Raw genomic sequence first — 23,096 nt, 5'->3', positions numbered from 1 at the left:
GTGGTAAAGAGACCTTGCTACCCCCATCTGTGGCGTTAGGGTTTCGATACTTGTCCTTTGCCCCAGCACCGCACGTGACCCTTACTCCAAATCGTGTGGAGACCTCTGCGGGAGCTGTCGCCGGGTTCGGCGACTTCCCCGCAACCGCTCCTGCTGCCAACCCGGTCTTCTATCGCACCTACAGCCGCAAAACCCCCAGTGGCCGTGAGAGCTGGAGTCAGGTGAGTGCGCGGAACCTGGAAGGCCTGCGTCAGTTGGGCAACCTGAGCGATGCGGAAGTAGCCCTGCTGGCTCGCATGCAGGCCGAGAAAAAAGCTCTCCCCTCAGGCCGCTGGCTCTGGATCGGTGGCACCCGCTGGATCGAACAGCCCGAAAATTTCTCGGGCTCCTACAACTGCACGTCCACCAACCTGGTGGATTGGCAGGCTTTCGGTCTGATGATGGACCTGGCGATGATGGGCTGCGGCACCGGGGCCATCATCGAGCCGCACCTGATCGACCGGCTTCCGGTGGTGCGCAACAGCTTTGAAGTTCTCAGCGTCAGCGAAATCGGCATTACTCCTGCGGCTGAGCGCCAGGACGACTGCACCCACAGCATTGATGGCAACAAGGTGACCATCAAGGTGGGTGACACCCGCCGTGGCTGGGTGGACAGCTACCAGCTGATGCTCGAGCTCAGCAGCGATGAACGGTTCAACGGCGGTCCCATTCAGATCGAAGTAGACCTAAGCGATGTGCGTCCCGTTGGGGAAACGCTGAAGGGTTTCGGTGGCATGGCCAACCCCGTCAAACTGAAGGATCTCTACGGGCGCGTTGCTCGACTGCTGAACAAGGCCCAGGGGCGTCGGCTCACCTCAGTGGAGTGCTGCCTGCTGATCGACGAAGCCGCCGTCACGATCGTGGCCGGAAACATCCGTCGTAGCGCCGGCATGCGCCAGTTCGCTTCGGACGACCAGGCTGCTGCATCCTCCAAGGACAACCTCTGGCAACAAGACGAGGAGGGCAACTGGAGGATCGACCCTGAGCGTGATGCGCTGCGGATGGCCAACCACACCCGCGTGTATCACACCCGTCCCAGCAAGGACGTTGTGCACGCAGCGGTGACCAAGCAGTTCCACTCCGGTGAAGGTGCCATTCAGTTCGCTCCCGAAGCGATCGCTCGCTCCAATGCCGATCTGCTCACCACCCCTGAGCTGCGAACGGAATTCATTGAGATCTACTGCGATCAGGGGCGTGAGGAAGCAGGTCGTTGGTTGTCCGACAACCATGGCCCCATCGGAGCTGATGAGCTGGAGCATCGCCTCAGCCGTTATGGCTTGAATCCCTGCGGCGAGATCCTGGGTGCCGACTTCCACTGCAATCTGGCCGAGGTGCACCTCAACCAGATCGACCCCAGCGACGAGGAAGGCCAGGCCGATGCATTCCGAGCAGGTGCTCTCTCGGTTGCTTGTCTGCTCAACCATCGCTTCGAGGTTGAGCGCTACCGCCAGAGCCGTGAGTGGGATCCGATCGTGGGCGTCAGCTTCACCGGTTTGTTCGACTTCTTCGTCCATGCCTTCGGTACGGAATGGCTGAGCTGGTGGGAGGCCGGCCGGCCTGACACCGAGGAAGGCCTGCGCTTCAAGGAGCAGGAAGCCGCTTACCTGAGCCGTTGGAAGGAGATCGTCAATCAAACGGTCTGGGACTACTGCGACCGCCATGGCCTGCGTCGTCCCAACCGCTGCACAACCGTGCAGCCTGCAGGCACTAAGAGCCTGCTCACCGGAGCTGCCCCCGGCTGGCATCCGCCGAAAGCTCAGCGCTTCATTCGCCGGATCACCTTCCGCAAGAACGACCCCGTGGCCATGGCCTGCATGGACTACGGCTACACCATCGTTCCCTCCCAGTCCGACAAGGATGAGGAAGGTCGTCTGCTGAATGACCCCTTCGATCCCCGCTGCACCGAATGGCTGGTTGAGATTCCCACCGAGGTGAGCTGGGCCAACCTGCCCGGAGCTGATGCCGTTGACATCAACGGCTTCAGTGCAATGGCGCAATTCGATTTCTACATGCAGGTTCAGCGGCATTACACCGCCCACAACACCTCAGCCACCATCGAATTCCGCGAGCACGAAATCGAACCCTTGGCTGATGCTCTGCATCAGGCCATGGAGAAGGGCGAGGGCTACATCTCAGCGGCACTTCTGGCCCGCTTCGATGCCAACGCCACCTTCCCGCGCCTGCCCTTTGAGCCGATCGATGCAGCCACCTATGAGGAGCTGCAATCGGCTGTGGTGAAGCGTCGCGTCAGCAGTGATTTCTTCGAAGCACTGCAGCGTTACGACCAGGGTGAGCTGACGGAAGCCGGCCCCGCTGGTTGTGATTCCGATAAGTGCCTGCTGCCTCTGGCTAAGCCGGAAAACTGAACTGGGAGCACGTCCCGATACAGTTGTTGGGTGTCCTGCGGGACACCTGACACCCTCTGGAGAGGTGGTCGAGTGGTTTATGGCTCTGGTCTTGAAAACCAGCGTGTCTTAACGGGCACCGTGGGTTCGAATCCCACCCTCTCCGTTTTAAACCTACGAACTTGACGGTCGTTCGTCTTGAAATCAGGGAATGTTGTGTGGCCGACGGTGATGCATCACCGGAGCGATTCGACCACGTCGATACATTGACGCACGAATCCGTTCAAGAGGATACACAACCAGATTTCTTAAGAAAGAAATGGATTTGACTCCTGCTTGGGCAGGAGTCAAACACCAAGGCGCCGGACATCGCTCTGTCCGGCTTCCAAGCCCGATTAGCGACTTGGCAAGATCACTATGAGCCGAATCGTCCGGATTTTTGAAGGGGTAGTGGTCAGATTTCTCGACTTCCACAAATTGCAACCAAGACTCGAAGTGATTCCTTCCAGGAGCGCCTCAATCGAACCCCTGACTCGAAGGCTCGTTCCTCAGTAGGTGAAGTGATTGGCGGGTCGAAACTCGATCAACCAGCTTGGTTCGGGGGCTCGATACTGCTGCCATCGAAGTCGAAAATGTAGGACGACTCCTCAGCAACCAGTTCACGGATCTCCTGGCGGGGGACATAAAGCAGATCAGTCTCTCCAGCCGTGCATGCCTCTGCATGGCGGCAGTAATAACAGGAATAACCAAAGCAAGGCTTGCCAACTCTGGGGTCTTGTTCGATCCCATGCTCATCCATCAGGGAGCGCACAAGCCGGCAACAAAAGCGTTGCTTTTGGATTTGCATTAACGCGAAATCACGAAGCACATCTTGCATGCTGCGGTTCAACGAAGCGCAATAGGCCTTCAACAGAGTGTGCTCCGATTCAGACATTCTGACGTTGACCACCTTGTCAGCCTGAACAGAAGCAGTACCCATCGAAGCCGATGTTTCTATGGCTCCATTTTATCCATATTCATGCAATATCTGCATCAAAGGCTCTGCAGCCAGGCAGAGAAACCTCACCACCTCGAATCACCTAGAGAGCAAGACGTGGCATTCCATGAATGGCTGGATTGACGACACAAAGACATAACAACCGCGACCGAATCAACAGGGCTCACTGATCCAGCACTCAGCAATGCGCAGAACCACTGCCAAGCAACCACGAAGAAGCCCCTAAGACACTCAGCAGCTACTCAGCAGTTGCCTAGCAGTAGCCAGTGAGCTACTTTGGAGATGCTCTGGCAGCAAACGGGCCATGATCAAAACTTCAACCCGCGAGACCCAGGTCAAGCTCACGGTCTCCGTACCCCCGAGCCTTCATGTGTTGCTTCGCGGCTGGGCCCTGTGTGAAGGTCGTGAGCTCACCAGTGTTGTGCTCCAGTGCGTGGAGCTCTCGGTGCGCCAACTCAAGAGCAATGGCTCTATTCCAAGCGCAGCCATCCGCGCCTACGAGGCTGCCTGTGATGAACGTTTGGCCGTGGGAGGGTTGTGATCGTGCAGCTTGAACAGATCGAGCAGGCGCTTCAAGCACCGGTGATGGACGCCGTAATCGCCCTGAGCGAAAGGGTTCAAACCCTTGAGACCAATCCTGAGGGACGGATTTACACCGCCTATCGCGCCATTGATCAGACCCTCTCCTTGGGTTATTCCGACAACATCGATTCGATCACCGAACAACTTCACGAACGCGACTTCGTGCTGCTCGCGAGCCGGCGGGGCACACGCCGGGAGCAAAGGTTGCTGCTGCTCACCCTCAAAGAGATCGGAATTGCCAGCAGTTACAGCGAAAACTGCTTCACCGCATCGCAGAACACGGTGAAGCATCTCAGGCACCTCGGCTGGCCCTTGGGCAATTTCAAGCAAGGCGCCAACAGCACCAAGACACACAAACGTTTCAATCCGGAACGCTGATCAACGCACGGCAGCGTTGAACCATCGCGGCCACAGCATCAGGATCGGCAGCGGCTCGATCCCCACGATCCATCGCCCGGTACAAGTCTGCAACCGCCCAGGCCTTCGAGGCCGGATCATTCAGATGGCGCGGAATGAGATGCAGATGAAGGTGCTGGGCTCCCTCACCGAAGGCAATGGCATACACGCGTTCGCATCCGGTGATCTGTTTCACGAGATCACTGGCATCGCGCATTGCGCTGCCCCAACCGGAAGCCTCGGCCTCCGTGAAATCCATGGGCCCGGAACAGTGCCTCAGTGAATCCAACAGAAGCCAGCCAGGCAGAGGTGCTGGGTCGGGGTGATGGCGCAAGACCCAGAGTTCAGAACGCTGAATCTCATACCGCTCTTGCGCTTGTGGGTCGAGATGCAGCTGACAGATGGCGCAGGTATCCACGGGGTTGATCTTCAACGACGAACAGCACCACGGCCATTACCGATCAAGCCGAAGTCAATGATCAGTCCGATCAACACCACCAACAGGCCACTGAACGACGAGACACCTCCGAACGAGGACACAGCCCAGCAATAGCCGAGGGTTGTGGTGGGGAGAAACAGGAGTCCAAGAACCGGCAGCACCGGATTAGGTACATTGGTTGCACTGAAAGGTTGCAGCACGAAGCTGCTGTTGATCAGCCACATCAACACCAAAACCAGGCGTGGAGCCAGCAGGCCAATCGCCGCCAGAAGACACATCGCAAGGCACGGACGCTGAGTCATCCATAGCGACATCATCTGAAGGCGACATCGTCCTCACTGGAAGATTCAGGTTTCGAGCGAGCAATTCATCGCCAACTCGAACGGAACGGCGGCGTTGGGCATCGACAACAGGCTGCTCGAGAGAGACGCAAGATCCTCGGGTTGGGTCATCGCGGCAGATTCAACGGCCGTCACCGCACGAGCCATATCGGTGTTGACCCAACTGGGACAGATGGCGGTCACCCGAATCCCCCTGTCCCAACCTTCATTGCGCATACTCTGACAAAGCCCCATCAAGGCGAATTTGCTGACGGGGTAGCCCGCCATTCGACCTTTAACTCGCTTGCCACTCATCGACACCAGCACCTGGATTCGTCCATGGCCACTGGCCACCAGGTGTGACCAGGCTGCGCGGGTAAGCCACCAGGGCCCCTTCACGTTGATTGCCCAGAGTTCATCAAGCTGCTGCTCTTCGCCATCGGCAAACAACAGCGGTGTTCGATGCAGAATTCCTGCGCAATGAATCACAGTGTCGATGCCACCCCAGTGACGATCGGTGGCACTGACCCAGGTTTCAGCACTGCCTGGATCGCTGGCGTCGTAGGTGTGAAGCAACACCGTCTCGCCATCTAGATCTGTTCCCCTAAGAGCCTCTGGATCCCGCAGCCCAAGGCTGAGGCGGTGACCATCCTTGAGCAACCGTCTGGCGATGGAACGTCCGATGCCACGACTGGCTCCGGTGAGCAAAACCGTGCGTTGCATCAGCACGCGTTGAGGAGTCGATCGATGAGCAATTCTGGCGTTGTTGCATCCAGGAGGAGCTGGCGATTCCGCTCCGAAAGAAATCCCGTCGCAACGCTGTGATCGAGAAAGCCAAGCAGCGCATCGAAGTAGCCATCGATGTTGAGCATGCCGATCGGCTTGGCATGAAAACGAAGCTGAGCCCAGGTCAATGCTTCAAACAACTCGTCGAACGTTCCCAGGCCTCCGGGCATGGCAACGGCTGCATCGGCCAGATCGAGCATCCGCGCTTTGCGCTCGTGCATCGATGCCACAACCTCGAGATGGGTCAGACCGGTGTGCACCACTTCATCCTGCGTTAGTGCCTCGGGAATCACCCCGATCACCTCCCCTCCAGAGGCCAAAGCTGCATCAGCAACAGCGCCCATTAGGCCAATGCGAGCTCCGCCGTAAACCAGGGCCATGCCCTGGGAGGCAATCAGGGCACCCAGCTCAGTGGCAGCACGTTTGAACAGGCTCGAGTCGCCGCTCGAGGAGCCGCAATACACAGCGATCCGATGCATGGCGCCTGGCCGTGATCCCTTCATCCTCACCTGCGATGGCTGGCAAAAACGAGCCAAACATCAAGAATCACCGGGAATGGGTCCCTGTGAGGATGACCTCGATGCGCCTCGAGCTGCTGCACCGTCACCGGATTCGAGACCCAGGCCTCGGCCTGAATGAACCATCCGGGCTGACGTTGAACGGAGATGGCTCAGCGCTCTACACCGTCAGCGATGACACCAAGGCGATTTTTCGTCTGGATCTCAAAGGCAGAGTGTCGGTGAGCGACTCGTTCTTCATCGGCCTCGACGACTTGGAGGGCATTGCAATCCGTGGCGATGACAGCGAGCTGCTCGTGGTGCAGGAGGGAAGCAATTCTGTGGTGGTGGTGGATCTGAACACCCGAAGGGAACGCTCTCGACGCCCCCTGTCAGCCATGACCAACTACGACACGATTGCGCACCACTTTCCGAACCCGCCAGACAACAACGGATTGGAGGGCATCACTGTTAACACCAGGAACGACCATGTGGTTGTGGTGAAAGAACACCACCCCGGTCTGCTGATTGAACTGGATTCCTCGCTCACGACAATCCTCTCCACACGCGTGCTGCAGCCCAGCCAAGGGTTCATCCATCCCGAACTGAAGGCCGAAAAGCTGGATTTCTCGGGCCTGAGCTACGACAGCAGCAGCGACACCCTCTGGATCGTGAGCGACAAGGGCCGGTGCCTGTTCCAATACGACTGGGCACGCGACACTGTGCTCCAGCGCCTCGATCTCACCATCAGCACGGGAGACAAGCCAAAACGGATCCGAAAACCGGAGGGTGTTGCCTTCGATCCTGATCGAAACAGGTTGTACGTAGTGAGCGATCGTGACGGGGATCTCTATGTGTTCAGGCTCCATGACGACGGCTGAACAGCGCCGCGTTCTGATCACCGGTGCCAGCAGCGGTATTGGCCTTGAAGCGGCAAAGATCCTGCTGGCCCGTGGTGATGCACTCATCGTTGTTTGCCGCAATGCAGAACGGGCAGAGCTGACCCGCACGGCTCTGTCGGATTCCGTGGAGACTTGTATTGCCGATCTGGCAGACCTTGCGTCCGTCGCCAGGGCGATTGAAGAACTTCGCTGTGACGGGACGCCATTCGATGCACTGGTGCTGAATGCTGGGTTGCAATACGCCGGCCATGACTCCCCCCGCTGGAGCGCACAGGGCATTGAACTCACCTTTGCGGTGAACCACCTGGCCCATCAACTGTTGGCTGAAGGACTGAAAGAGCACACCCGTGCCCTCTTGATCACCGCCTCTGAGGTGCACAACCCAACCACGGGCGGAGGACGGGTTGGGAAGCCTGCCGGCCTGGGCATGCTGAAGGGACTGCGCCAGGGTCCCGGGGCCCCCATGGTGGACGGAGAAAGTCCGTTCAATGCAGACAAGGCCTACAAAGACAGTAAACTCTGCAATCTGCTGATGGCCCTGCAGATCCACCGACAACGTCCTGAGCTGCCTGTCTTGGCCTGGAGTCCAGGGCTTGTAATTCCACGGACGACAGGGGGATTTTTCAGAAACAGTCGCCAGGCCAATCCCCTGGGACAGGCCTTGTTTGGATTGATCGCCCGGGATCTTTTGCGATTGACGGAAAGCGTTGAGCAGGCTGGGGCACTGCTGGTGCAGCTCATCGATGAACAGCTACACCAGCCGGGATTCAGTTACTGGACCAATGCGCTGCTGGGCCCTGGCCGGCATCAATTCAAACCAACGGAACCCTCCGAGGAAGCAATTGACAGCGACAAATCGACGATGCTCTGGATGTTGTCGAACGATCTAATCAACGCATCACTGGGCCCATCAAACCAACCGCAGCATGGGCAGTAAGGCTGAATTACTAATTGTCAAACTTATACACACGATTGGGGATCACACTGATGTTCATATCAAGATCATCGACGCCAAATTCTTTAGCACGATTCAACATCTGTTGATTAAGAGAATTCATCACGGACTGATTCAAGAAGTCTTCGGGCGCATTTAGGACGAGATCAAGCGTTGCTTTGTTATCAACAACGCTGACGTTGCTGTACGTCAGACGAACCCTTGACCACAATCTCGGGTTTCCTTGGGCGATGGCAACACGTTTGAGTCGCCCAGATTTGACATGAGCAAACACGGCATCCATCTGCTGCCGCACACTGAAATCATGCAATGCCGATGACAGCGGCATGCTGAGCAATCCCAGCCAAACCAGAAGGTTGCGCCAACAAGTGCGCAATGAGCCGTAACGCTGCACCAAAAACACCATAAGGCTGGTGACGGTGATGCCGATCAGGTTTGCCAGAAAAAGCAGAAACGAACCTTCCGCGATCTGATTGGTGAGACCTGCCACCGTTCCACGACCAAACACAGCCACCATTTCCGAGCCGAGGGTGAGGCCGATGCCGCTGACACACAGCGGTGGCACCAGGGCAACAGCAATCGCCACCCCGGCAATCGAATTCGACAATTGTTTGCGGGTCATCGAAAACGACCCGGCAACAGCGGCCGCAATGGCGATACCGAGATCGATCAGGTTCGGAGACGTGCGGCCAGTGATCTCCGACTGCACATAGCTGACGCCAAGCCCCCAACTGATCAACGATGCGGTTCCGACGACCGCCAATACGCCAAAACCAACGGTGACGGCGGAACGGCGGATCAATCTTCCGTCACTGACCGCCAAACCAAAGGCCAGGCTGAGGATGGGATCCATCAGCGGGGCGACGATCATGGCCCCGATCACAACTGCCGTGCTGTTGGAAATCAGCCCCAGGGTGGCGATCACCGCAGAACTGATCAGAAGGATGAAAAAACCAAGTGACGGCTTGGATGAGGCGATCCGCGCTTCGTACAGCTCCGTGCACGGAACACGACTTTCAAGATGAACCGCCAAATGTCCCGACAGGCTCTCCAGCAATTGCCCCAGCACTGTGCACGTCTCCAGGCCTCACATTCCTGAATTGTGCACAGAGTTCTAAACAGCGCAGCAGACTGCACGACGATCACCACCACAACATGACGGGTGTACTGGCGGCCCTGGGAGCGGCCATGGCCTGGACGGGAGCCAGTGCACTTTGGAGGTCGCTATCGGGGCGGATGTCGGCGATCCGGCTTAACGCCATGAAAAACGGCTTGGCCAGCCTGCTGTTTCTGCCGGTTCTGCTCACACTTCCGCACCACACCGAAGCCCATGCCGTTCTGCTGCTGTTGATCAGCGGCTTGATCGGCATTGCGGCCGGCGACAGTTTCTATCTCGGGGCGTTGCGGCGGCTCGGCACCCGACGGACCCTCACCGTGGAAGCCAGCGGACCGGTGCTGGCCAGCATCGCTGGGGTGCTGGTGATGGGTGACAGCGTGGGAGTGAGGAACGCTGTCGGTGCGCTTTTGGTTTCAAGCGCGGTGGTTCTCATTGCCATGCAGGCGAAAGAGACAAGCCAACGGAGCCGGGCTGCCATCGCTGCTGAGCACAGCCCAGGGTTGCTGTTGGCTCTCGCAGCCGTGATCTGCGGGTTGAGCGGAGCCTTTCTGGCCCGTCATGTGCTGATCAGCAGCGACCTCACCCCATTGCAGACGGCATCCATCCGGCTGCTGGGCGGTTGGCTTGGTCTGCTCCCCTTCCTCAGCGGGATCTGGAGACAAACCAAGCTGAAGCGACGGGAGCAATGGAAACTTGTGCTCGCCACTGTGGTCGGAACCAACGGCGGAATCCTGTTGCAACAGGTGGTGCTGCAAACGATGCCCGTTGGAGAAGGGGTGACGCTGATGGCCACGGCGCCAGTGATGGCTCTTTTTGTGGGACGAATGGAGGGAGACCCGATTCAGCTCTCCGGCGTGGCTGCCGCGGGGCTGGCCTTGGCCGGTGTGGCCTGCACCAGCCTCTGAAGGCCGGATTCCAGTGCCGGAGCAGCGGCTTCGTTCAAGGCCAGCACCACCAGATCAGCACCACAGCCCTGATCGGGACGCCAGGCATGGCTGGGAGCTGCTTCAAACCAGCTGTTCAAGCGCGGACCCACCATCTGGATCTGAAGCGGAAGCGCTTTGCTGGGCAACCAGACACGACCCTTGAGTCGAACCACCTGGTGATTGCTCACGAGGCTGGGCAGCAGCTGCTCGAGGGCCTGACGATCCAATGCACCTTCAACGCGAACATTGCTGCCGACCATGGCGACATGGCTGTGGTCGTGATGGCTGTGGTCGTCGTGGTCGTGATTGTGGTCGTGGTCGTGGTCGTCGTGGTCGTGATGGGCATGGGCTTTGGGAGTTGGCTTGTGCTCCAGTCCCAGCACAACGGATGTCTCCACCTGTCCCTGAGACACAGGAAGCAGAGCGGTACCCGGAAGCACTTTGCCCTGGATCCGTCCCTGCACATCAGCCAACGCTGATGCATCCAGGCAATCAGCCCTGCTGATCAAGACCAGGTCTGCGGCCTGGAGTTGATCCTCAAACAACTCGTCGATCGCTGTGAGGTGATCGAGGCTGGGATCCTCGGCCCGTTGCCGCTCAAGCGCTTCAGCATCAGCCACTGGGCTGCCTGCAGCCAAGGCTTCGCCATCCACCAGCGTCACCACACCATTCACATGCACACGGCTGCGGATGGCCGGCCAATCCAAGGCCTGGAGCAAAGGCCGAGGCAAAGCAAGACCGCTGGTTTCGACGACGATCCCATCCAGCTGATCCGCCCGTTCCAGCAGCGTCTCCATGGTCGGAAGGAAGTCGTCCTGAACCGTGCAACAGAGGCAACCGTTGTTCAGCTCAACCAACCGCGCGTCAACGTCCTCCTCGGGACAGAAGCCACAGCTGCGAATCAGATCACCATCAAGCCCAACGCTGCCGAATTCGTTGACCATCACGGCCAACCGCTGACCTCCGCGGGTCAGCAGATGGCGGAGCACCGTGGTCTTGCCGGCCCCAAGAAACCCGGTGATCACGGTCACCGGCAGACGCTTAGCCATGACGATTAAGGGCGGCAACCCAGGCTCTCACGGGTTGAGACACCACTAATCGGATTGGATCCATCCGCCCGAGCGCAAAGGGCGCGCTGTTGCGGCAAATCGATCACAGCGTTGGTGAAATCAGCACCATCGATCTGAGCGTCCGTGAAACGGCTCTGCATCATCATCGCGTTGGTGAAGTTGGCCCCCCGCAGATCGGCGCCTTCGAAATGGCTGGCAAAGCCCACAACATCGGAAAGATCGGCATCGCGAAGATCGGCCCCCTGCAGTTGCGAGGTGTTGATCACAGCACCGCGCAGGTCCGTACCGCTGAGATTCACCTCCCGTAAATCGGCCTTGAGGAACTCTTTTTCCTTGAGATCGAGGCCGTGCATGTCGGCGCTGATCTCCTGTACCGCGAATTGACCACGCAACTCGGGAGCGGTGATGGCCTGCACTGGTTCAGCCCAGACAACGGTGCTGAACGCCAGCGTGATCACCGCCAGCAGCGAGGCCATACGTCGAAGGGCGCCCATGAGACCGGTAATTTGAGCAATCACGTTATGGCAACTGTCAGCGGAGCGAGTCGATATGGCCATGAGCTTGCGGGTGGTGGTTCCACCCCATCCCCTGATCGGTCATTGGCTGACGATGCTGCGGCACCGGGAAACCCCTGCTGCCCTCTACGCCACCGCTCTGCAGGAGCTGGGCCGGTGGCTCACCTACGAAGCCCTACGGGACTGGCTGCCCCATCGCCGGGAGATGGTGCCCGGAATCCATGGAGACAGCGAAGGCACCCTCGTTGAGGCATCAGTACCGCTGATCGCCATGCCAGTGCTGCCTGCGGGCCTAGAGCTTTGGCAGGGAGGACGATCCGTCCTTCCCGATGCATCCCTCTGCCTGGGGCCGTGCCCAGAGGAGATTGAAGCCAACGCCGGGGTGATTCTGTTTGTTGATCAGATCAGCGATGGCGAGGCCACCCTCAAGCTCCTGCGGGAGCTCCAGAGCAAGGGTGTGGATGGACGGCGGCTGCGGCTGATCACTGCCCTGTGCGCCAGTCCTGGACTGAAGCTGTTGGGTGAAGCGATTCCGGATCTAACGCTGCATACCGCCTGCATCGACGAAGACCTGGGAGAGCAGGGCGAGATTCGCCCGGGAATCGGTGATCCTGTGCGACGGCTGAACCTCCGATCCTGAGGGCGTGACTAACCTTCAGGCAGGTTGATTGCACCCATGGCCCAGCAGCACGACACGGGCTCAGGAACCCTGGCAACTCTGGTCACCGGAGCAGTGCTCGGTGCTGCAGGCCTGGCCTGGTGGCTTCTCAATGAAGCCGATAGGCGCAGGCGTTACGGCGCGCAGAAGTCGATGCTGCACGCACCGCGGATGCAGGACGGTTCCGAAGTGATGGACAGTTCAGCCAACGGGCACCTTGAGGAGCGGGTGGAAAAACTCAATGCGGAGATTGCCCGCGTTCGAGCCCAGCTCGAGGGACTCGGAAACGAAGGTTGAGCGCTCGGTAGGTTGGCTTGATTGCCACTGGTCCGCTCCGTTCCATGCTTCGCTCCGACGCCGTCACCAAGGGGATCCAGCGGTCTCCCAACCGCGCCATGTTGCGGGCCGTGGGCTTTGGAGACAGCGATTTCGGCAAGCCCATCCTGGGCATCGCCAACGGCTACAGCACCATCACCCCCTGCAATATCGGGCTGAACGACCTGGCCAAACGGGCTGAGGAAGCAGCCCGCCAGGCCGGAGGCATGCCCCAGATGTTTGGAACCATCACCGTGAGTGATGGAATCTCCATGGGCACCGAAGGGATGAAGTACTCCCTGGTGAGCCGTGAAGTGATTGCTGACGCCATCGAAACGGCCTGCAACGGTCAGAGCATGGATGGGGTGCTGGCCGTTGGTGGATGCGACAAGAACATGCCCGGCGCCATGCTGGCCATGGCTCGGATGAACATTCCTTCGGTGTTCGTCTACGGCGGCACGATCAAACCGGGCAAGCTCGGGGGCTGTGATCTCACGGTGGTGAGCGCTTTTGAGGCGGTGGGGCAACTCACCAGCGGCAAGATCGACGAAGCGCAGCTCACCGCAGTTGAGAAAAATGCCTGCCCTGGGGCTGGCAGTTGCGGCGGCATGTTCACCGCCAACACCATGAGTGCCGCCATCGAGACGATGGGGCTCAGCCTCCCCTACAGCTCCACGATGGCTGCCGAGGACGAGGAAAAGGCCGACAGTGCCGCTCGCTCCGCTGAGGTGCTGGTGGAGGCCGTGAAAGCCAATATCCGGCCTCTGGACCTCCTCACCAAGGAAGCCTTTGAGAACGCCATCAGCGTGATCATGGCGGTGGGTGGCTCCACCAATGCGGTGCTGCACCTGCTGGCCATTGCCCGTACCGCCGGCGTCGACCTGAGCATCGATGACTTCGAACGGATTCGTCAGCGGGTGCCGGTGATCTGTGATCTCAAGCCCAGCGGCCGCTACGTGACCGTTGATCTGCACAATGCCGGCGGCATTCCCCAGGTGATGAAGCTGCTGCTGGATGCCGGCTTGCTGCACGGCGACTGCCGAACGGTGGAGGGCAAAAGCCTAAAGGAGTTGCTGACCGATGTGCCGGCGGAGCCGCCCGCCGGGCAGGACGTGATCCGCACCCTCAGCAATCCGCTGTACGCCAAAGGGCACCTCGCCATCCTTAAGGGCAACCTCGCCAGCGAAGGAAGCGTGGCCAAGATCAGCGGTGTGAAAACCCCTGTGCTCACTGGCCCTGCGCGGGTGTTTGAAAGCGAGGAAGACTGCCTTGCCGCCATCCTCGACAAAAAGATCCAGGCCGGGGATGTGGTGGTGGTCCGCAACGAGGGTCCCGTCGGTGGCCCGGGAATGCGGGAAATGCTGGCTCCAACCTCAGCGATTGTTGGTCAGGGCCTGGGGGACAAGGTCGCCCTGATCACCGATGGCCGCTTCAGCGGCGGCACCTATGGCCTGGTGGTGGGTCACGTGGCTCCTGAAGGTGCTATCGGTGGAACGATCGGCCTGGTGCAAGAAGGCGACAGCATCACGGTTGATGCTGATCAGCTGCTGCTCCAACTCAACGTGGATCAAGTGGAACTGGATCGCCGTCGTGCGGGATGGAGCAAGCCGGAACCGCGTTACCGCAACGGAATTCTCGGCAAGTACGCGCGGCTCGTCTCCAGCTCAAGCCGGGGTGCAACCACCGACCACGCCGACTGAATTCGGTGGAATCAAGACGCCGGTTGCACCAGAGCCCGTAGGCGCCGACCCAATGCTTCAAGCGGGGCGGCATCCTGCGGAGCAGAGCAACGCTGACCTGAAGCGCCATCCATCCAGACCGGATGGCGCCCGTGCCAAAGCATCGGTCGTTCCGGTTGGTCCCACCAGCTCAGCATCAGATTGATCTCGTCGCCACTCCGGTAGATCTCCAGCTCAAGGTCCTGATCGGAGCAACGCTGGCCGTCGCCATCGCGGCATTCAATCCGCACGTGCAGATCGTCGATTTGTTCTGGAGCCGCAGGATCGATCAGAACAACAGCATGGCTCCAGGGCTTGAGGCAGACGTCAGCCGCCTTGGCAATCAACACCAGAAGGTCCATCGACTCAAGGCAAGGCGCGAATTGAGCGGATCACCACCCGGATGGAGCCAGCGCGAAAACCAGGATTGAGATCTCCAGCATCGCCGAATTTCGAGTGCAGCACCTGAATGCGGGTGATGCCACTGGGATCGAAGCGCAGCGGTAAGCCAACGGGCTTGGCACGCACCGTGGGTCTGAGGTCGGCGAATGGCACCACAACAGGGGTCACGCCAGACGGTTGAGTCGGAACATCCACCACCCAGCGGAGACCACCGGGAATCAGTTCGGTGAGCCCCATGGCTCCATCACGGCAACCAAGGGCAATCTTCAGGGTGCGTCCCTCGCCCTCCACATCCAGCTGAAGCGCCGAATAAGGGGACAGATCGAGCGGAGGCAGCAGGCGGGGGGAACGGCAGCTCACAAAGCCACCGCCGGTCTCCACCAGCTCCCCCTCCAGCACGAGTCCGTCGGGGCTCATGCGACAACCGGCACGGGAACGGCCGCCCATGATTGTGTCGTTCAGGCTGGCCCAGTCAGCAAAGTCGCTGCCCTGGAAAAGAATCTGCTCAGAGGCCGGCGGCTGCATCCTGATCGGCAAGGACCAGCACATCACTAGCAGGTTGAACCAGCCGAGCGGGGGTGCGATCAGAGGATTCAGAGGGATCCACCAGTCGCCTGAGGGCCTCCTGTTTTCCAGCCCCACTGACGAGGAAGATCACCTGACGGGCGGCACTGAGCACAGGAGCCGTCAAGGTGATGCGATCCAACCCCTTGCCGCGACCAATGGTCGTCCAGCGATCCAGCACCGCTGGAGCCTCAGTGCCGGGGAAAAGGGACGCGGTGTGGCCGTCATCCCCCAGGCCCAGCAGCATCACATCGAACACCGGTGGTGCTCCTGGGCACAGCTGAGAGAGCTGGTCAGCAAAGGCCTGGGCACTGGCCTCAGGACTCTCCAGTTCCACGGTGGGCACAGGATGAAAAGCGGCTGAAGCTCCTGGCCCGGGTGCGAGCAGGGTGCGACGCAGCATGCCGGCGTTGCTGGACGCATCGTCGGCAGCCACCCAGCGCTCGTCACCCAGGACGACATCAACCCGATCCCAGGGCAACCGTTCCTGACCGAGCAGGGAATAGGCGCTGGCGGGCGTGCTCCCACCGGACAGAGCGATCTGGCAGCGGTCCCGTTGATCCAAGGCCAGATCAATTTGGGCGGCAACAGTTTCACAGGCCTGGCGGGCGAGGTCCTGAGCATCCTTCGCCCGCTCGATGCGGTAGTTGGTCATCGCTCAATCACTCAGCTGAGCCATTCGGTGTGGAACGTGCCCTCTTTGTCGACCCTTTGGTAGGTGTGGGAGCCGAAGCAATCGCGCATCGCCTGAACCAGGTTCTGAGGAAGGCGATCGGAGCGGTAGCTGTTGATGTAGTCGAGGGTGCTGCTGAAGCAGGGAACGGGAATGCCGGCTTCGGCGGCACCCGCCACCACTTGAGCCAGTCCGGGGAGACGTCGGTTGATCTGCTCAGCAAACCAGGGATCCACCATCAGGTTGGGCAGCTGGGGATCCGCGTGGAAAGCATCCTGAATGCGCTTCAGCAGACGGGCCCGAATGATGCAACCTCCCTTCCAGATCTGAGCGATGGACGGCATGTGAAGCTCATAATCGAGATCCTGCGAGGCGATGCGCAGAAGCTCCATTCCCTGGGCATAACTGGCGATGCAGCTCAGCACCGTGGCATCCATCAACGGAGCCATGGCGTCGTCAGGTGTTCCCAGGTCAAAGTCCTTGATCGCAGGACCTTTAAGGATCGATTCAGCCGCCATGCGTTGGGGCTTCATCGAGCTCATCACCCGCGCATTAAGGGAGGCATAGATGGTGGGCACGGAGGCACCCATCTGCAGCGCCGTCACCACAGTCCAGAGTCCCGTGCCCTTCTGGCCAGCCTGATCGGTGATTTTTTCCACCAGGTCCGTGCCATCAACGGGATCCTTGGTGCGAAGACACACCTCGGTGATTTCCACCAGATACGACGACAACTCTTCTGTGGCGTTCCATTGCCCGAGAACGTCGGCCATCTGCACACCGCTCATTCCCTTGACCCGCTTCATCAGGTCGTAGCCCTCGGCAAGGATCTGCTCGATGCCGTATTCGATCCCGTTGTGGACGGTTTTAACCAGGTGTCCTGATCCGCCTGGACCGATGTAGGTCACGCAAGGGCCGTCTTCGACCTGGGCCGCCATCTTGTTCACGAGGCCCTCGATGGCCTCGTAGGAAGTCTTGGTTCCACCGGGCATCATGCTCGGACCCTCCAGGGCACCTTTGGCGCCACCGGACACACCCATACCGATGAAGCCAAAACTCTTGCTTTCGAGTTGCTTCACCCGACGTTCAGTGTCGTGATAATCGGAGTTGCCTCCATCAATCAGCAGATCGCCTTCCTCGAGATAGGGAGAGAGCTGATCAACAACGGCATCGACGGCGGGCCCCGCCTTCACCATCATCAAAATCCGGCGGGGGCGTTCAAGCTTGCCGACGAAATCTTCGAGGTCAGTGGCGCCTTGAATGTTCTTGCCCTTGCCACGCCCCTCGAGGAAGTCTTCGGTTTTGGCGTAGGTGCGGTTGTAGACAACGCTGGAAAAACCGTTGCGCTCCGCATTGAGGACGAGGTTCTCGCCCATCACGCCAAGACCGATAAGGCCGAAGTGAGACTTGGACATGGCCTAAAGGACCACTAACGACTGCTCTCAGTGTGTTGATCTCGGCTGGTCTCGACCGCAAATCAACCAATAATTGTCAGGAATGAACCATCGACTGTCGTCGACTCATTCCTGGGAGCTCTACAAGCGCTCAGATCACCGTTCCATCGGCAATGGTGGCGTTTTTCTGAACGACCACAATGCCGTTGCGGATGTAGAAGCCCTGATCCGAACGGTCGGCTTCTTCCACGTTGTCCTTGTTGATGATCGAGACACCCGAACCAATGCGGGTGTTCTTATCGAGGATGGCGCGTTTCACCGTGGTGCCCTTGCCAACGCCAAGTGGAATGCCTCCACGCTCCTTCAAGACGGCACGTTCGTCGGGTGATTCAAAGAAGTCGGCTCCCATCACCAGCGTGTCTTGAAGCACGCAGTCACTTTCAATGCGGCTGCGCACACCCAGGACGCAGTGGTGGATGCTGCAGGACTTCAAGATCGAGCCTTCACCAACAATCGAATTGGTGATCTGGGCGTCGACCAGCTTGCTGGGGGGCAGATAGCGAGGACGAGTGTAGATAGGGAACTTCTCGTCGTAGAAGCTGAAAGGGGGCGTGGGTTGTTGGGTCAGCGCAAGGTTGGCTTCATAGAACGCACCGATGGTACCGATGTCTTCCCAGTAGTCGTCGAAGACGTAGCTCTGGAGCTTGTCGCCCCTGGCGAGAGCCTCGGGAATGATTTCCTTACCGAAATCCTTGTGGCCAGGATGCTTGTCGAGCAGATCGAACAAGGTCTTACGGCTAAAGACGTAAATGCCCATCGAGGCCAGATAGGGCCTTTCCTTGGCTGATTCAGCACTCAGGCCGAAGCGAGAGGTGTCGACAGCCATCTCCAGCAGCGAATCACCCTTGGGCTTTTCGCGGAATTCCTTGATCGAGCCGTTTTCGTCAGTCCGCATCAAACCGAAAGCCTCCGCCTGCTGGGGATCAACGGGAAGAGCAGCAACGGTGAGATCAGCGCCAGTGCGGCGGTGGTGCTCGATGAAGAGGCTGTAATCCATCCGGTAGAGCTGGTCGCCGGAAAGAATCAGGTATTCATCAACGTCCCATTCCTGGAACAACCACTGGTATTTGCGTACAGCGTCTGCGGTGCCCTCAAACCAGGTGGGGCTATCAGGGGTTTGCTGGGCTGCAAGCACCTCAACAAAACCACCACCGAAGGAGTTGCTGAGGTTGTAGGTCTGACTGAGGTGGCGGTTCAGTGACGCACTGTTGAACTGCGTCATCACATACATCTTGTTGATGTCGGAGTTGATGCAGTTGCTAATCGGAATATCAATCAGTCGGTATTTGCCTGCCAGAGGAACGGCCGGCTTGGCGCGCATTTTTGTGAGCGGATACAGGCGAGTGCCTGCACCCCCGCCCAGAATGATGGCCAAGACCCGCTTCATGCCGCTATCCCAAATCGGCGTTGCCGCAAGAACTTACCGGAGTTTTTGGCTTCGCAACCGACTTTGGAAAGAATCAGTCGAGATTACTGGGATTCAGATCGCGACTGAATCGCTCAAGAGCTCAAGATGCTTCCAAATCGAACAGTCTTTCGACAATTCGAAGAGCCTGTTGGCGATCCTGACGGGTCTGGGGAGCCCGCAGCTGGGTGACCGGCGTGTGGAGAATTTTGTTGACGATGCCCTTGCTCAGAGCCTCGACAACCTTGCGTTCCCGAGCTGAGAAGTCAGGGCCCATTCGGCTGAGGGCTTTCTGGAGTTCCTCCGTACGGATCGACTCCATCGAGGAACGCAGCTGGTTGATGGTCGGCACGGCCTCAAGGCTGTCCCACCACTCGAGGAACTGCTGCGCTTCCTGCTGAAGCAACTGCTCTGCCTCCCGAGCCATGGCCTGACGGGCTTCCTGGTTACGGGCAACGACCTCTTGAAGGTCGTCAACATCGTGGGATTCAACGCCGTTCACGTCGGCAGCATCGGCAGCAATGTTTCGCGGCACACCGATGTCGATCAGGCGCAGCTTGCTGCGACGGTTCAGAGGAGCCAGACGTGCAGCATCAATGATCGGATCATCAGCGGCGGTGCTGGTGAACATCAGCGAGCAGGTGCTCAGGTACTGATCGAGATCCGTGAGCGGCCTGCACTGAACAGGAAGATCGGGGAAATCGGCCGAAAGCTGCTCGGCCCGCTCAACAGTGCGGTTCAGCAGAACAACACCGGAGGCACCCTTGGCCTGCAAATGCTGAAGCAACAGACGGCTCATGCGCCCGGCACCTACAACAGCGATCTGCTCGCTTTCCAGGGTGACCAGTTGGTCCAGTCCCCGGGATTGGCCGAGCTTGAGCTGAGCAAGCTCAACTGCAGCAGAGCTGATCGACACAGCCCCTGTTCCAAGATTGGTTTCGCTGCGGACGCGTTTGCCGGTGGTAACAGCCTGGGTGAGCAATCGATTCAGAATCGGTCCCAGAGATTTGTGCTCCTGACCGAGCCGCATCATTTTCTTCACCTGGGACAGGATTTGTCCCTCACCCAGCACAAGGCTGTCGAGACCCGCCGCCACCCGCATGAGGTGATCGACAGCGTCTTCGTGGTGGTAACTGAACAGGTGAGGCGTCAGCTCGCCCGTTTCAAGACCGGAGTGGCTGCTGAGAAAGTCGCTGACAGCAGACACTCCGAGGTCCGGATTGCGGACCAGGGTGTAAATCTCAAGCCGGTTGCAGGTGCTGAGGATGGATGCCTCGAGCACCTGCTCATTACCGCGGAGCGATTGAAGGGACGTCTCCATGGTCTGCTCAGGAATGCTGAGCCGTTCCCGGATCTCCACCGGTGCCGTGCGATGACTGAGGCCGACGACGGAGATATGCATGAAGGCGTTCCTCTCAACCAATGGGTGACGATCAGCTCAGAGCAATGCTCTGGGCGCCGTCTTTGATGTGCACGGTGTTGGTGAAGCGGCAGGTGTTATCCAGATTGCTGATCACCAGGCTGCTTGTGCGGGTGCAGTCCTTTTCGAACTTAACGCCACTGAAGAGCAGACCATCCGTGATGCCGCTGCCAGCGAAACAAACATGCTCGCCGCAGGCCAGCTCCTCGGCTTCGTAGACCTTGTCGGGATCAGCGATGCCCATCTCAGCGAGACGCGCAAGGTTGCCCTCTTTGGTCATATCAGCCCATTCGGAGGTCTGAGCAATCGCGGGGTCGTACACCAGTTGGCCCTGGAAGTGGCCACCAAGAGCGCGCATGGCAGCGGCTGAAATCACACCCTCAGGGGCAGCGCCGATGCCCATCAGGCAGTGGGTTCCTGTGCCGGCGAAACCGCAGGCGATGGCGGCCTGAACGTCTCCATCAGATATCGGCTGGATGCGAGCGCCGGTGGCACGGATCTCAGCGATCAAGTCCTTGTGACGGGCGCGATCCATCACAACGATGTTCAGCTCGTCAACGGGGAGACCCAAGCACTCGCTGAGGATCTTGATGTTTTCAGTGGCTGATTTGCGGATGTCCACCTTGCCCTTTGCTGCCGGAGGAGCAGCCAGCTTCTTCATGTAGAAGTCGGGGGCGTTGAACAGACCGCCCCGATCGGAAGCGGCGAGAACAGCCATGGAGCCGCGTTGGTTGAAGGCGCAGAGGTTGGTGCCTTCGCAGGGGTCGACAGCAAAGTCAACACCAGGGCCAGTGCCGGTGCCGACCTCTTCTCCGATGTAGAGCATCGGGGCTTCATCACGTTCCCCCTCGCCGATCACGATGCGGCCCTGCATCTGGATCTGATTCATGCGCTTGCGCATGGCATCAACGGCCAATGCATCGGCTTCATCCTTCAGGCCTTTGCCGGAGAGCGAGGCGGAAGCGATGGCGGCCTGCTCGACGATCTCGAGAATTTCCTGAATGAGGGTCTGATCCACGGGACTCCGGATGAGGTGGGACGGGTTGGCGAGATCTTCTGGACGGGCAGTTGGCCGTCGCCGCAGTGGATCTCGACGTCTGAGCGCGGCTCACTGTATCAGTGGTTGCAGGAGTCCCTAAAATCTCCCGGCACTTCGCGCTCCTCATCCATGAGCACCAAGCCCCTGGTGATCTCGCCGTCGATCCTGTCGGCTGACTTCGCACGCCTCGGCGAAGAAGTGAAAGCCGTGGACGAAGCCGGTGCGGATTGGATCCATGTGGATGTGATGGACGGCCGCTTTGTTCCGAACATCACCATTGGACCGCTGATTGTTGAAGCGCTGCGTCCGGTGACCCAGAAGCCCCTGGACGTTCACCTGATGATCGTTGAGCCGGAGAAGTACGTCCCTGACTTCGCCAAGGCCGGTGCCGACATCATTTCTGTGCAGGTTGAGGCCTGCCCGCACCTGCACCGGAACCTGGCTCAGATCAAAGACCTGGGCAAAAAAGCAGGTGCAGTCCTGAATCCCTCAACTCCAATCGACACCCTCGAGTACTGCCTCGAGCTCTGCGATCTGGTGCTGGTCATGAGCGTCAACCCCGGTTTCGGCGGCCAAAGCTTCATCGAAAACCAGGTTCAGAAAATCCGCGACTTGCGCCGCATGTGCGATGAGAGGGGTCTCGATCCCTGGATCGAAGTGGATGGCGGCATCAAAGCCGGCAATGCCTGGAAGGTGATCGAAGCAGGTGCCAACGCGATTGTGTCTGGCTCCGGCGTGTTCAACCAACCCGATTACGCCGAAGCGATCAAAGGCATCCGCAACAGCAGCAGCAAGGAAGCCGTTCTTGCCTGATCAGCAAGCCATGAACTGAACACCACCAGCCCGGCAGCCCATGCCGGGCTTTTTTTGTGATCCCTTCAAGAAAGAACGAAGCGTTTGAGAAGTTTCATCATCTCCAAAGATTTTGTGGCCACAGTAACTCCAACGAGCCTCCGATAATGAATACATGAATGATGACGTCAAACTGGTTACTGCATTTCTGGCGCTTAATGCAGGCGTGATCGCATTGGCTTTTGCAGGTTATCTCAAAGGGAGCATGAATATCGGTGCCGTTCTTCAACATTTGGCTCAATAGTTCTGTTGACTTTAAGGATCGAGCTTGCTCCGCTTTTTCTCCCTGCCGCTGAGTTGAAATACGGATGATGCGAGCATCTGCTTTGAGCGATGCTGGGATTGTCGAAGTCGGAGGCGTCCAATGCGTGACGACAGTCCAACTGAGCAAGATCTAGAAGCTGCCTGACTGGCCTGACAAGCCAAACAGCCAGACGCTTCGTTCAGCTTCAAAGAACGCCAACAAGGTTCAGGCCATCCCTCTGCGGGGTGGCCTTCCTTTTTGCCCGCTGGTCTGATGCTTGTCCTGAGAGGACAACCACCGCAGGAAGACCATTACGCCAATCAGTGACGTGGATCACAAAACAAGATTGACGATTATGAAATCATTTAATAACGCGATGGACCACAGGTCACGACGCGAGATTCACGCATATCCGAAAAAACGGCATGAGCAGACGAGGAATTCATCCACTTCTTCGAGGTCTTGACCG

Annotated in this window: 26 protein-coding genes and 1 tRNA gene; 12 read left to right on the top strand and 15 right to left on the bottom strand. The window is 58.9% G+C overall.

Annotation, left to right across the window (positions count from 1 at the left end):
• Positions 1–74 precede the first annotated feature (74 nt).
• Positions 75–2,405, top strand: a complete 2,331-nt coding sequence (gene nrdJ, locus SynA1562_RS06110) for a ribonucleoside-triphosphate reductase, adenosylcobalamin-dependent (RefSeq protein ID WP_186495175.1) — start codon at positions 75–77, stop codon at positions 2,403–2,405.
• Between the two features lie 58 nt (positions 2,406–2,463).
• Positions 2,464–2,550, top strand: a tRNA-Ser gene (locus SynA1562_RS06105).
• A 417-nt stretch (positions 2,551–2,967) separates the two neighbouring features.
• On the opposite strand, the gene SynA1562_RS06100 is transcribed toward SynA1562_RS06105, so the two are convergent.
• Positions 2,968–3,363 carry a hypothetical protein gene (locus SynA1562_RS06100; protein ID WP_186495174.1) on the bottom strand — a complete coding sequence of 132 codons (396 nt, stop codon included), beginning with the start codon at positions 3,361–3,363 and terminating at the stop codon, positions 2,968–2,970.
• 322 nt (positions 3,364–3,685) lie between these two features.
• Here SynA1562_RS06100 and SynA1562_RS06095 point away from each other — a divergent pair, with 322 nt between their 5' ends.
• Together SynA1562_RS06095 and SynA1562_RS06090 are read left to right on the top strand one after the other, a co-directional pair.
• On the top strand, positions 3,686–3,922 hold the full coding sequence (locus tag SynA1562_RS06095) for a hypothetical protein (protein WP_006850194.1): 237 nt from the start codon (positions 3,686–3,688) through the stop codon (positions 3,920–3,922).
• Positions 3,923–3,924: 2 nt separating this feature from the next.
• Positions 3,925–4,341, top strand: a complete 417-nt coding sequence (locus tag SynA1562_RS06090) for a hypothetical protein (protein ID WP_370593267.1) — start codon at positions 3,925–3,927, stop codon at positions 4,339–4,341.
• On the opposite strand, the gene SynA1562_RS06085 is transcribed toward SynA1562_RS06090, so the two are convergent.
• From SynA1562_RS06085 to SynA1562_RS06070, 4 genes are all read right to left on the bottom strand, one after another.
• Positions 4,325–4,777: an HIT family protein gene (locus SynA1562_RS06085; protein ID WP_255445766.1), complete on the bottom strand. Its 453-nt coding sequence runs from the start codon at positions 4,775–4,777 to the stop codon at positions 4,325–4,327. The genes SynA1562_RS06090 and SynA1562_RS06085 overlap by 17 nt on opposite strands.
• Before the next feature lie 11 nt (positions 4,778–4,788).
• Positions 4,789–5,076, bottom strand: a complete 288-nt coding sequence (locus SynA1562_RS06080; protein WP_186495335.1) for a hypothetical protein — start codon at positions 5,074–5,076, stop codon at positions 4,789–4,791.
• 69 nt (positions 5,077–5,145) lie between these two features.
• Positions 5,146–5,841, bottom strand: coding sequence for an SDR family NAD(P)-dependent oxidoreductase (locus SynA1562_RS06075; protein ID WP_186495171.1), 696 nt, complete (start codon positions 5,839–5,841; stop codon positions 5,146–5,148).
• Positions 5,841–6,383 (bottom strand): TIGR00730 family Rossman fold protein, encoded by a 543-nt coding sequence (locus SynA1562_RS06070; RefSeq protein WP_255445765.1) that lies wholly within the window; start codon positions 6,381–6,383, stop codon positions 5,841–5,843. Before SynA1562_RS06070 ends, SynA1562_RS06075 begins: the two co-directional genes overlap by 1 nt.
• Before the next feature lie 92 nt (positions 6,384–6,475).
• On the opposite strand from SynA1562_RS06070, the gene SynA1562_RS06065 reads away from it, so the two are divergent.
• Both SynA1562_RS06065 and SynA1562_RS06060 read left to right on the top strand, forming a co-directional pair.
• The gene (locus SynA1562_RS06065; RefSeq protein ID WP_186495169.1) at positions 6,476–7,282 is read left to right on the top strand and encodes an SdiA-regulated domain-containing protein; all 807 of its coding nucleotides are present in this window, start codon (positions 6,476–6,478) and stop codon (positions 7,280–7,282) included.
• A complete protein-coding gene (locus SynA1562_RS06060) occupies positions 7,269–8,240 on the top strand; it encodes an SDR family NAD(P)-dependent oxidoreductase (RefSeq protein WP_186495168.1) in 972 nt (323 codons plus the stop codon). Before SynA1562_RS06065 ends, SynA1562_RS06060 begins: the two co-directional genes overlap by 14 nt.
• A gap of 10 nt (positions 8,241–8,250) precedes the next feature.
• On the opposite strand, the gene SynA1562_RS06055 is transcribed toward SynA1562_RS06060, so the two are convergent.
• Positions 8,251–9,327 carry a DUF389 domain-containing protein gene (locus SynA1562_RS06055; RefSeq protein WP_255445764.1) on the bottom strand — a complete coding sequence of 359 codons (1,077 nt, stop codon included), beginning with the start codon at positions 9,325–9,327 and terminating at the stop codon, positions 8,251–8,253.
• Positions 9,328–9,413: 86 nt separating this feature from the next.
• On the opposite strand from SynA1562_RS06055, the gene SynA1562_RS06050 reads away from it, so the two are divergent.
• On the top strand, positions 9,414–10,280 hold the full coding sequence (locus SynA1562_RS06050) for an EamA family transporter (protein ID WP_186495167.1): 867 nt from the start codon (positions 9,414–9,416) through the stop codon (positions 10,278–10,280).
• Here SynA1562_RS06050 and cobW read toward each other — a convergent pair.
• Both cobW and SynA1562_RS06040 read right to left on the bottom strand, forming a co-directional pair.
• Positions 10,217–11,350, bottom strand: a complete 1,134-nt coding sequence (gene cobW, locus SynA1562_RS06045) for a cobalamin biosynthesis protein CobW (RefSeq protein ID WP_186495166.1) — start codon at positions 11,348–11,350, stop codon at positions 10,217–10,219. The genes SynA1562_RS06050 and cobW overlap by 64 nt on opposite strands.
• 5 nt (positions 11,351–11,355) lie before the next feature.
• On the bottom strand, positions 11,356–11,847 hold the full coding sequence (locus SynA1562_RS06040; RefSeq protein ID WP_370593279.1) for a pentapeptide repeat-containing protein: 492 nt from the start codon (positions 11,845–11,847) through the stop codon (positions 11,356–11,358).
• A gap of 73 nt (positions 11,848–11,920) precedes the next feature.
• Here SynA1562_RS06040 and SynA1562_RS06035 point away from each other — a divergent pair, with 73 nt between their 5' ends.
• Genes SynA1562_RS06035 through ilvD form a run of 3 tightly spaced genes read left to right on the top strand, consistent with a single transcriptional unit; the run spans position 11,921 to position 14,559 of the window.
• Positions 11,921–12,526: a uracil phosphoribosyltransferase gene (locus SynA1562_RS06035; protein ID WP_186495164.1), complete on the top strand. Its 606-nt coding sequence runs from the start codon at positions 11,921–11,923 to the stop codon at positions 12,524–12,526.
• A gap of 36 nt (positions 12,527–12,562) precedes the next feature.
• The gene (locus tag SynA1562_RS06030; protein WP_011364235.1) at positions 12,563–12,841 is read left to right on the top strand and encodes a hypothetical protein; all 279 of its coding nucleotides are present in this window, start codon (positions 12,563–12,565) and stop codon (positions 12,839–12,841) included.
• A 44-nt stretch (positions 12,842–12,885) separates the two neighbouring features.
• Positions 12,886–14,559: a dihydroxy-acid dehydratase gene (gene ilvD, locus SynA1562_RS06025; RefSeq protein ID WP_186495163.1), complete on the top strand. Its 1,674-nt coding sequence runs from the start codon at positions 12,886–12,888 to the stop codon at positions 14,557–14,559.
• Between the two features lie 11 nt (positions 14,560–14,570).
• On the opposite strand, the gene SynA1562_RS06020 is transcribed toward ilvD, so the two are convergent.
• The 7 genes from SynA1562_RS06020 to glpX form a co-directional block, all read right to left on the bottom strand.
• Positions 14,571–14,939: a hypothetical protein gene (locus SynA1562_RS06020; RefSeq protein WP_186495162.1), complete on the bottom strand. Its 369-nt coding sequence runs from the start codon at positions 14,937–14,939 to the stop codon at positions 14,571–14,573.
• Positions 14,940–14,943: 4 nt separating this feature from the next.
• Positions 14,944–15,504 (bottom strand): CIA30 family protein, encoded by a 561-nt coding sequence (locus SynA1562_RS06015; RefSeq protein ID WP_186495161.1) that lies wholly within the window; start codon positions 15,502–15,504, stop codon positions 14,944–14,946.
• Positions 15,485–16,198, bottom strand: coding sequence for a 6-phosphogluconolactonase (gene pgl, locus SynA1562_RS06010; protein WP_186495160.1), 714 nt, complete (start codon positions 16,196–16,198; stop codon positions 15,485–15,487). Before pgl ends, SynA1562_RS06015 begins: the two co-directional genes overlap by 20 nt.
• Positions 16,199–16,209: 11 nt before the next feature.
• Positions 16,210–17,628 (bottom strand): NADP-dependent phosphogluconate dehydrogenase, encoded by a 1,419-nt coding sequence (gndA, locus tag SynA1562_RS06005; protein ID WP_186495159.1) that lies wholly within the window; start codon positions 17,626–17,628, stop codon positions 16,210–16,212.
• A gap of 130 nt (positions 17,629–17,758) precedes the next feature.
• Complete coding sequence (locus SynA1562_RS06000) at positions 17,759–19,054, bottom strand: glucose-1-phosphate adenylyltransferase (protein ID WP_186495158.1); 1,296 nt, start codon at positions 19,052–19,054, stop codon at positions 17,759–17,761.
• Between the two features lie 121 nt (positions 19,055–19,175).
• Positions 19,176–20,474: a glutamyl-tRNA reductase gene (locus SynA1562_RS05995; protein WP_186495157.1), complete on the bottom strand. Its 1,299-nt coding sequence runs from the start codon at positions 20,472–20,474 to the stop codon at positions 19,176–19,178.
• 31 nt (positions 20,475–20,505) lie between these two features.
• Positions 20,506–21,510: a class II fructose-bisphosphatase gene (glpX, locus tag SynA1562_RS05990; RefSeq protein ID WP_186495156.1), complete on the bottom strand. Its 1,005-nt coding sequence runs from the start codon at positions 21,508–21,510 to the stop codon at positions 20,506–20,508.
• A 150-nt stretch (positions 21,511–21,660) separates the two neighbouring features.
• Between glpX and rpe the strand changes: the two genes are divergently transcribed.
• Both rpe and SynA1562_RS13000 read left to right on the top strand, forming a co-directional pair.
• Positions 21,661–22,344 carry a ribulose-phosphate 3-epimerase gene (gene rpe, locus SynA1562_RS05985; RefSeq protein ID WP_186495155.1) on the top strand — a complete coding sequence of 228 codons (684 nt, stop codon included), beginning with the start codon at positions 21,661–21,663 and terminating at the stop codon, positions 22,342–22,344.
• Positions 22,345–22,498: 154 nt separating this feature from the next.
• The gene (locus SynA1562_RS13000; RefSeq protein ID WP_255445763.1) at positions 22,499–22,627 is read left to right on the top strand and encodes a hypothetical protein; all 129 of its coding nucleotides are present in this window, start codon (positions 22,499–22,501) and stop codon (positions 22,625–22,627) included.
• Positions 22,628–23,096 lie beyond the last annotated feature (469 nt).

This window comes from Synechococcus sp. A15-62 (assembly GCF_014280075.1).
Taxonomy (GTDB): domain Bacteria; phylum Cyanobacteriota; class Cyanobacteriia; order PCC-6307; family Cyanobiaceae; genus Parasynechococcus.
Note: the sequence above shows the minus strand (reverse complement) of the source record. Positions and strands in the feature narration are given on the sequence as shown.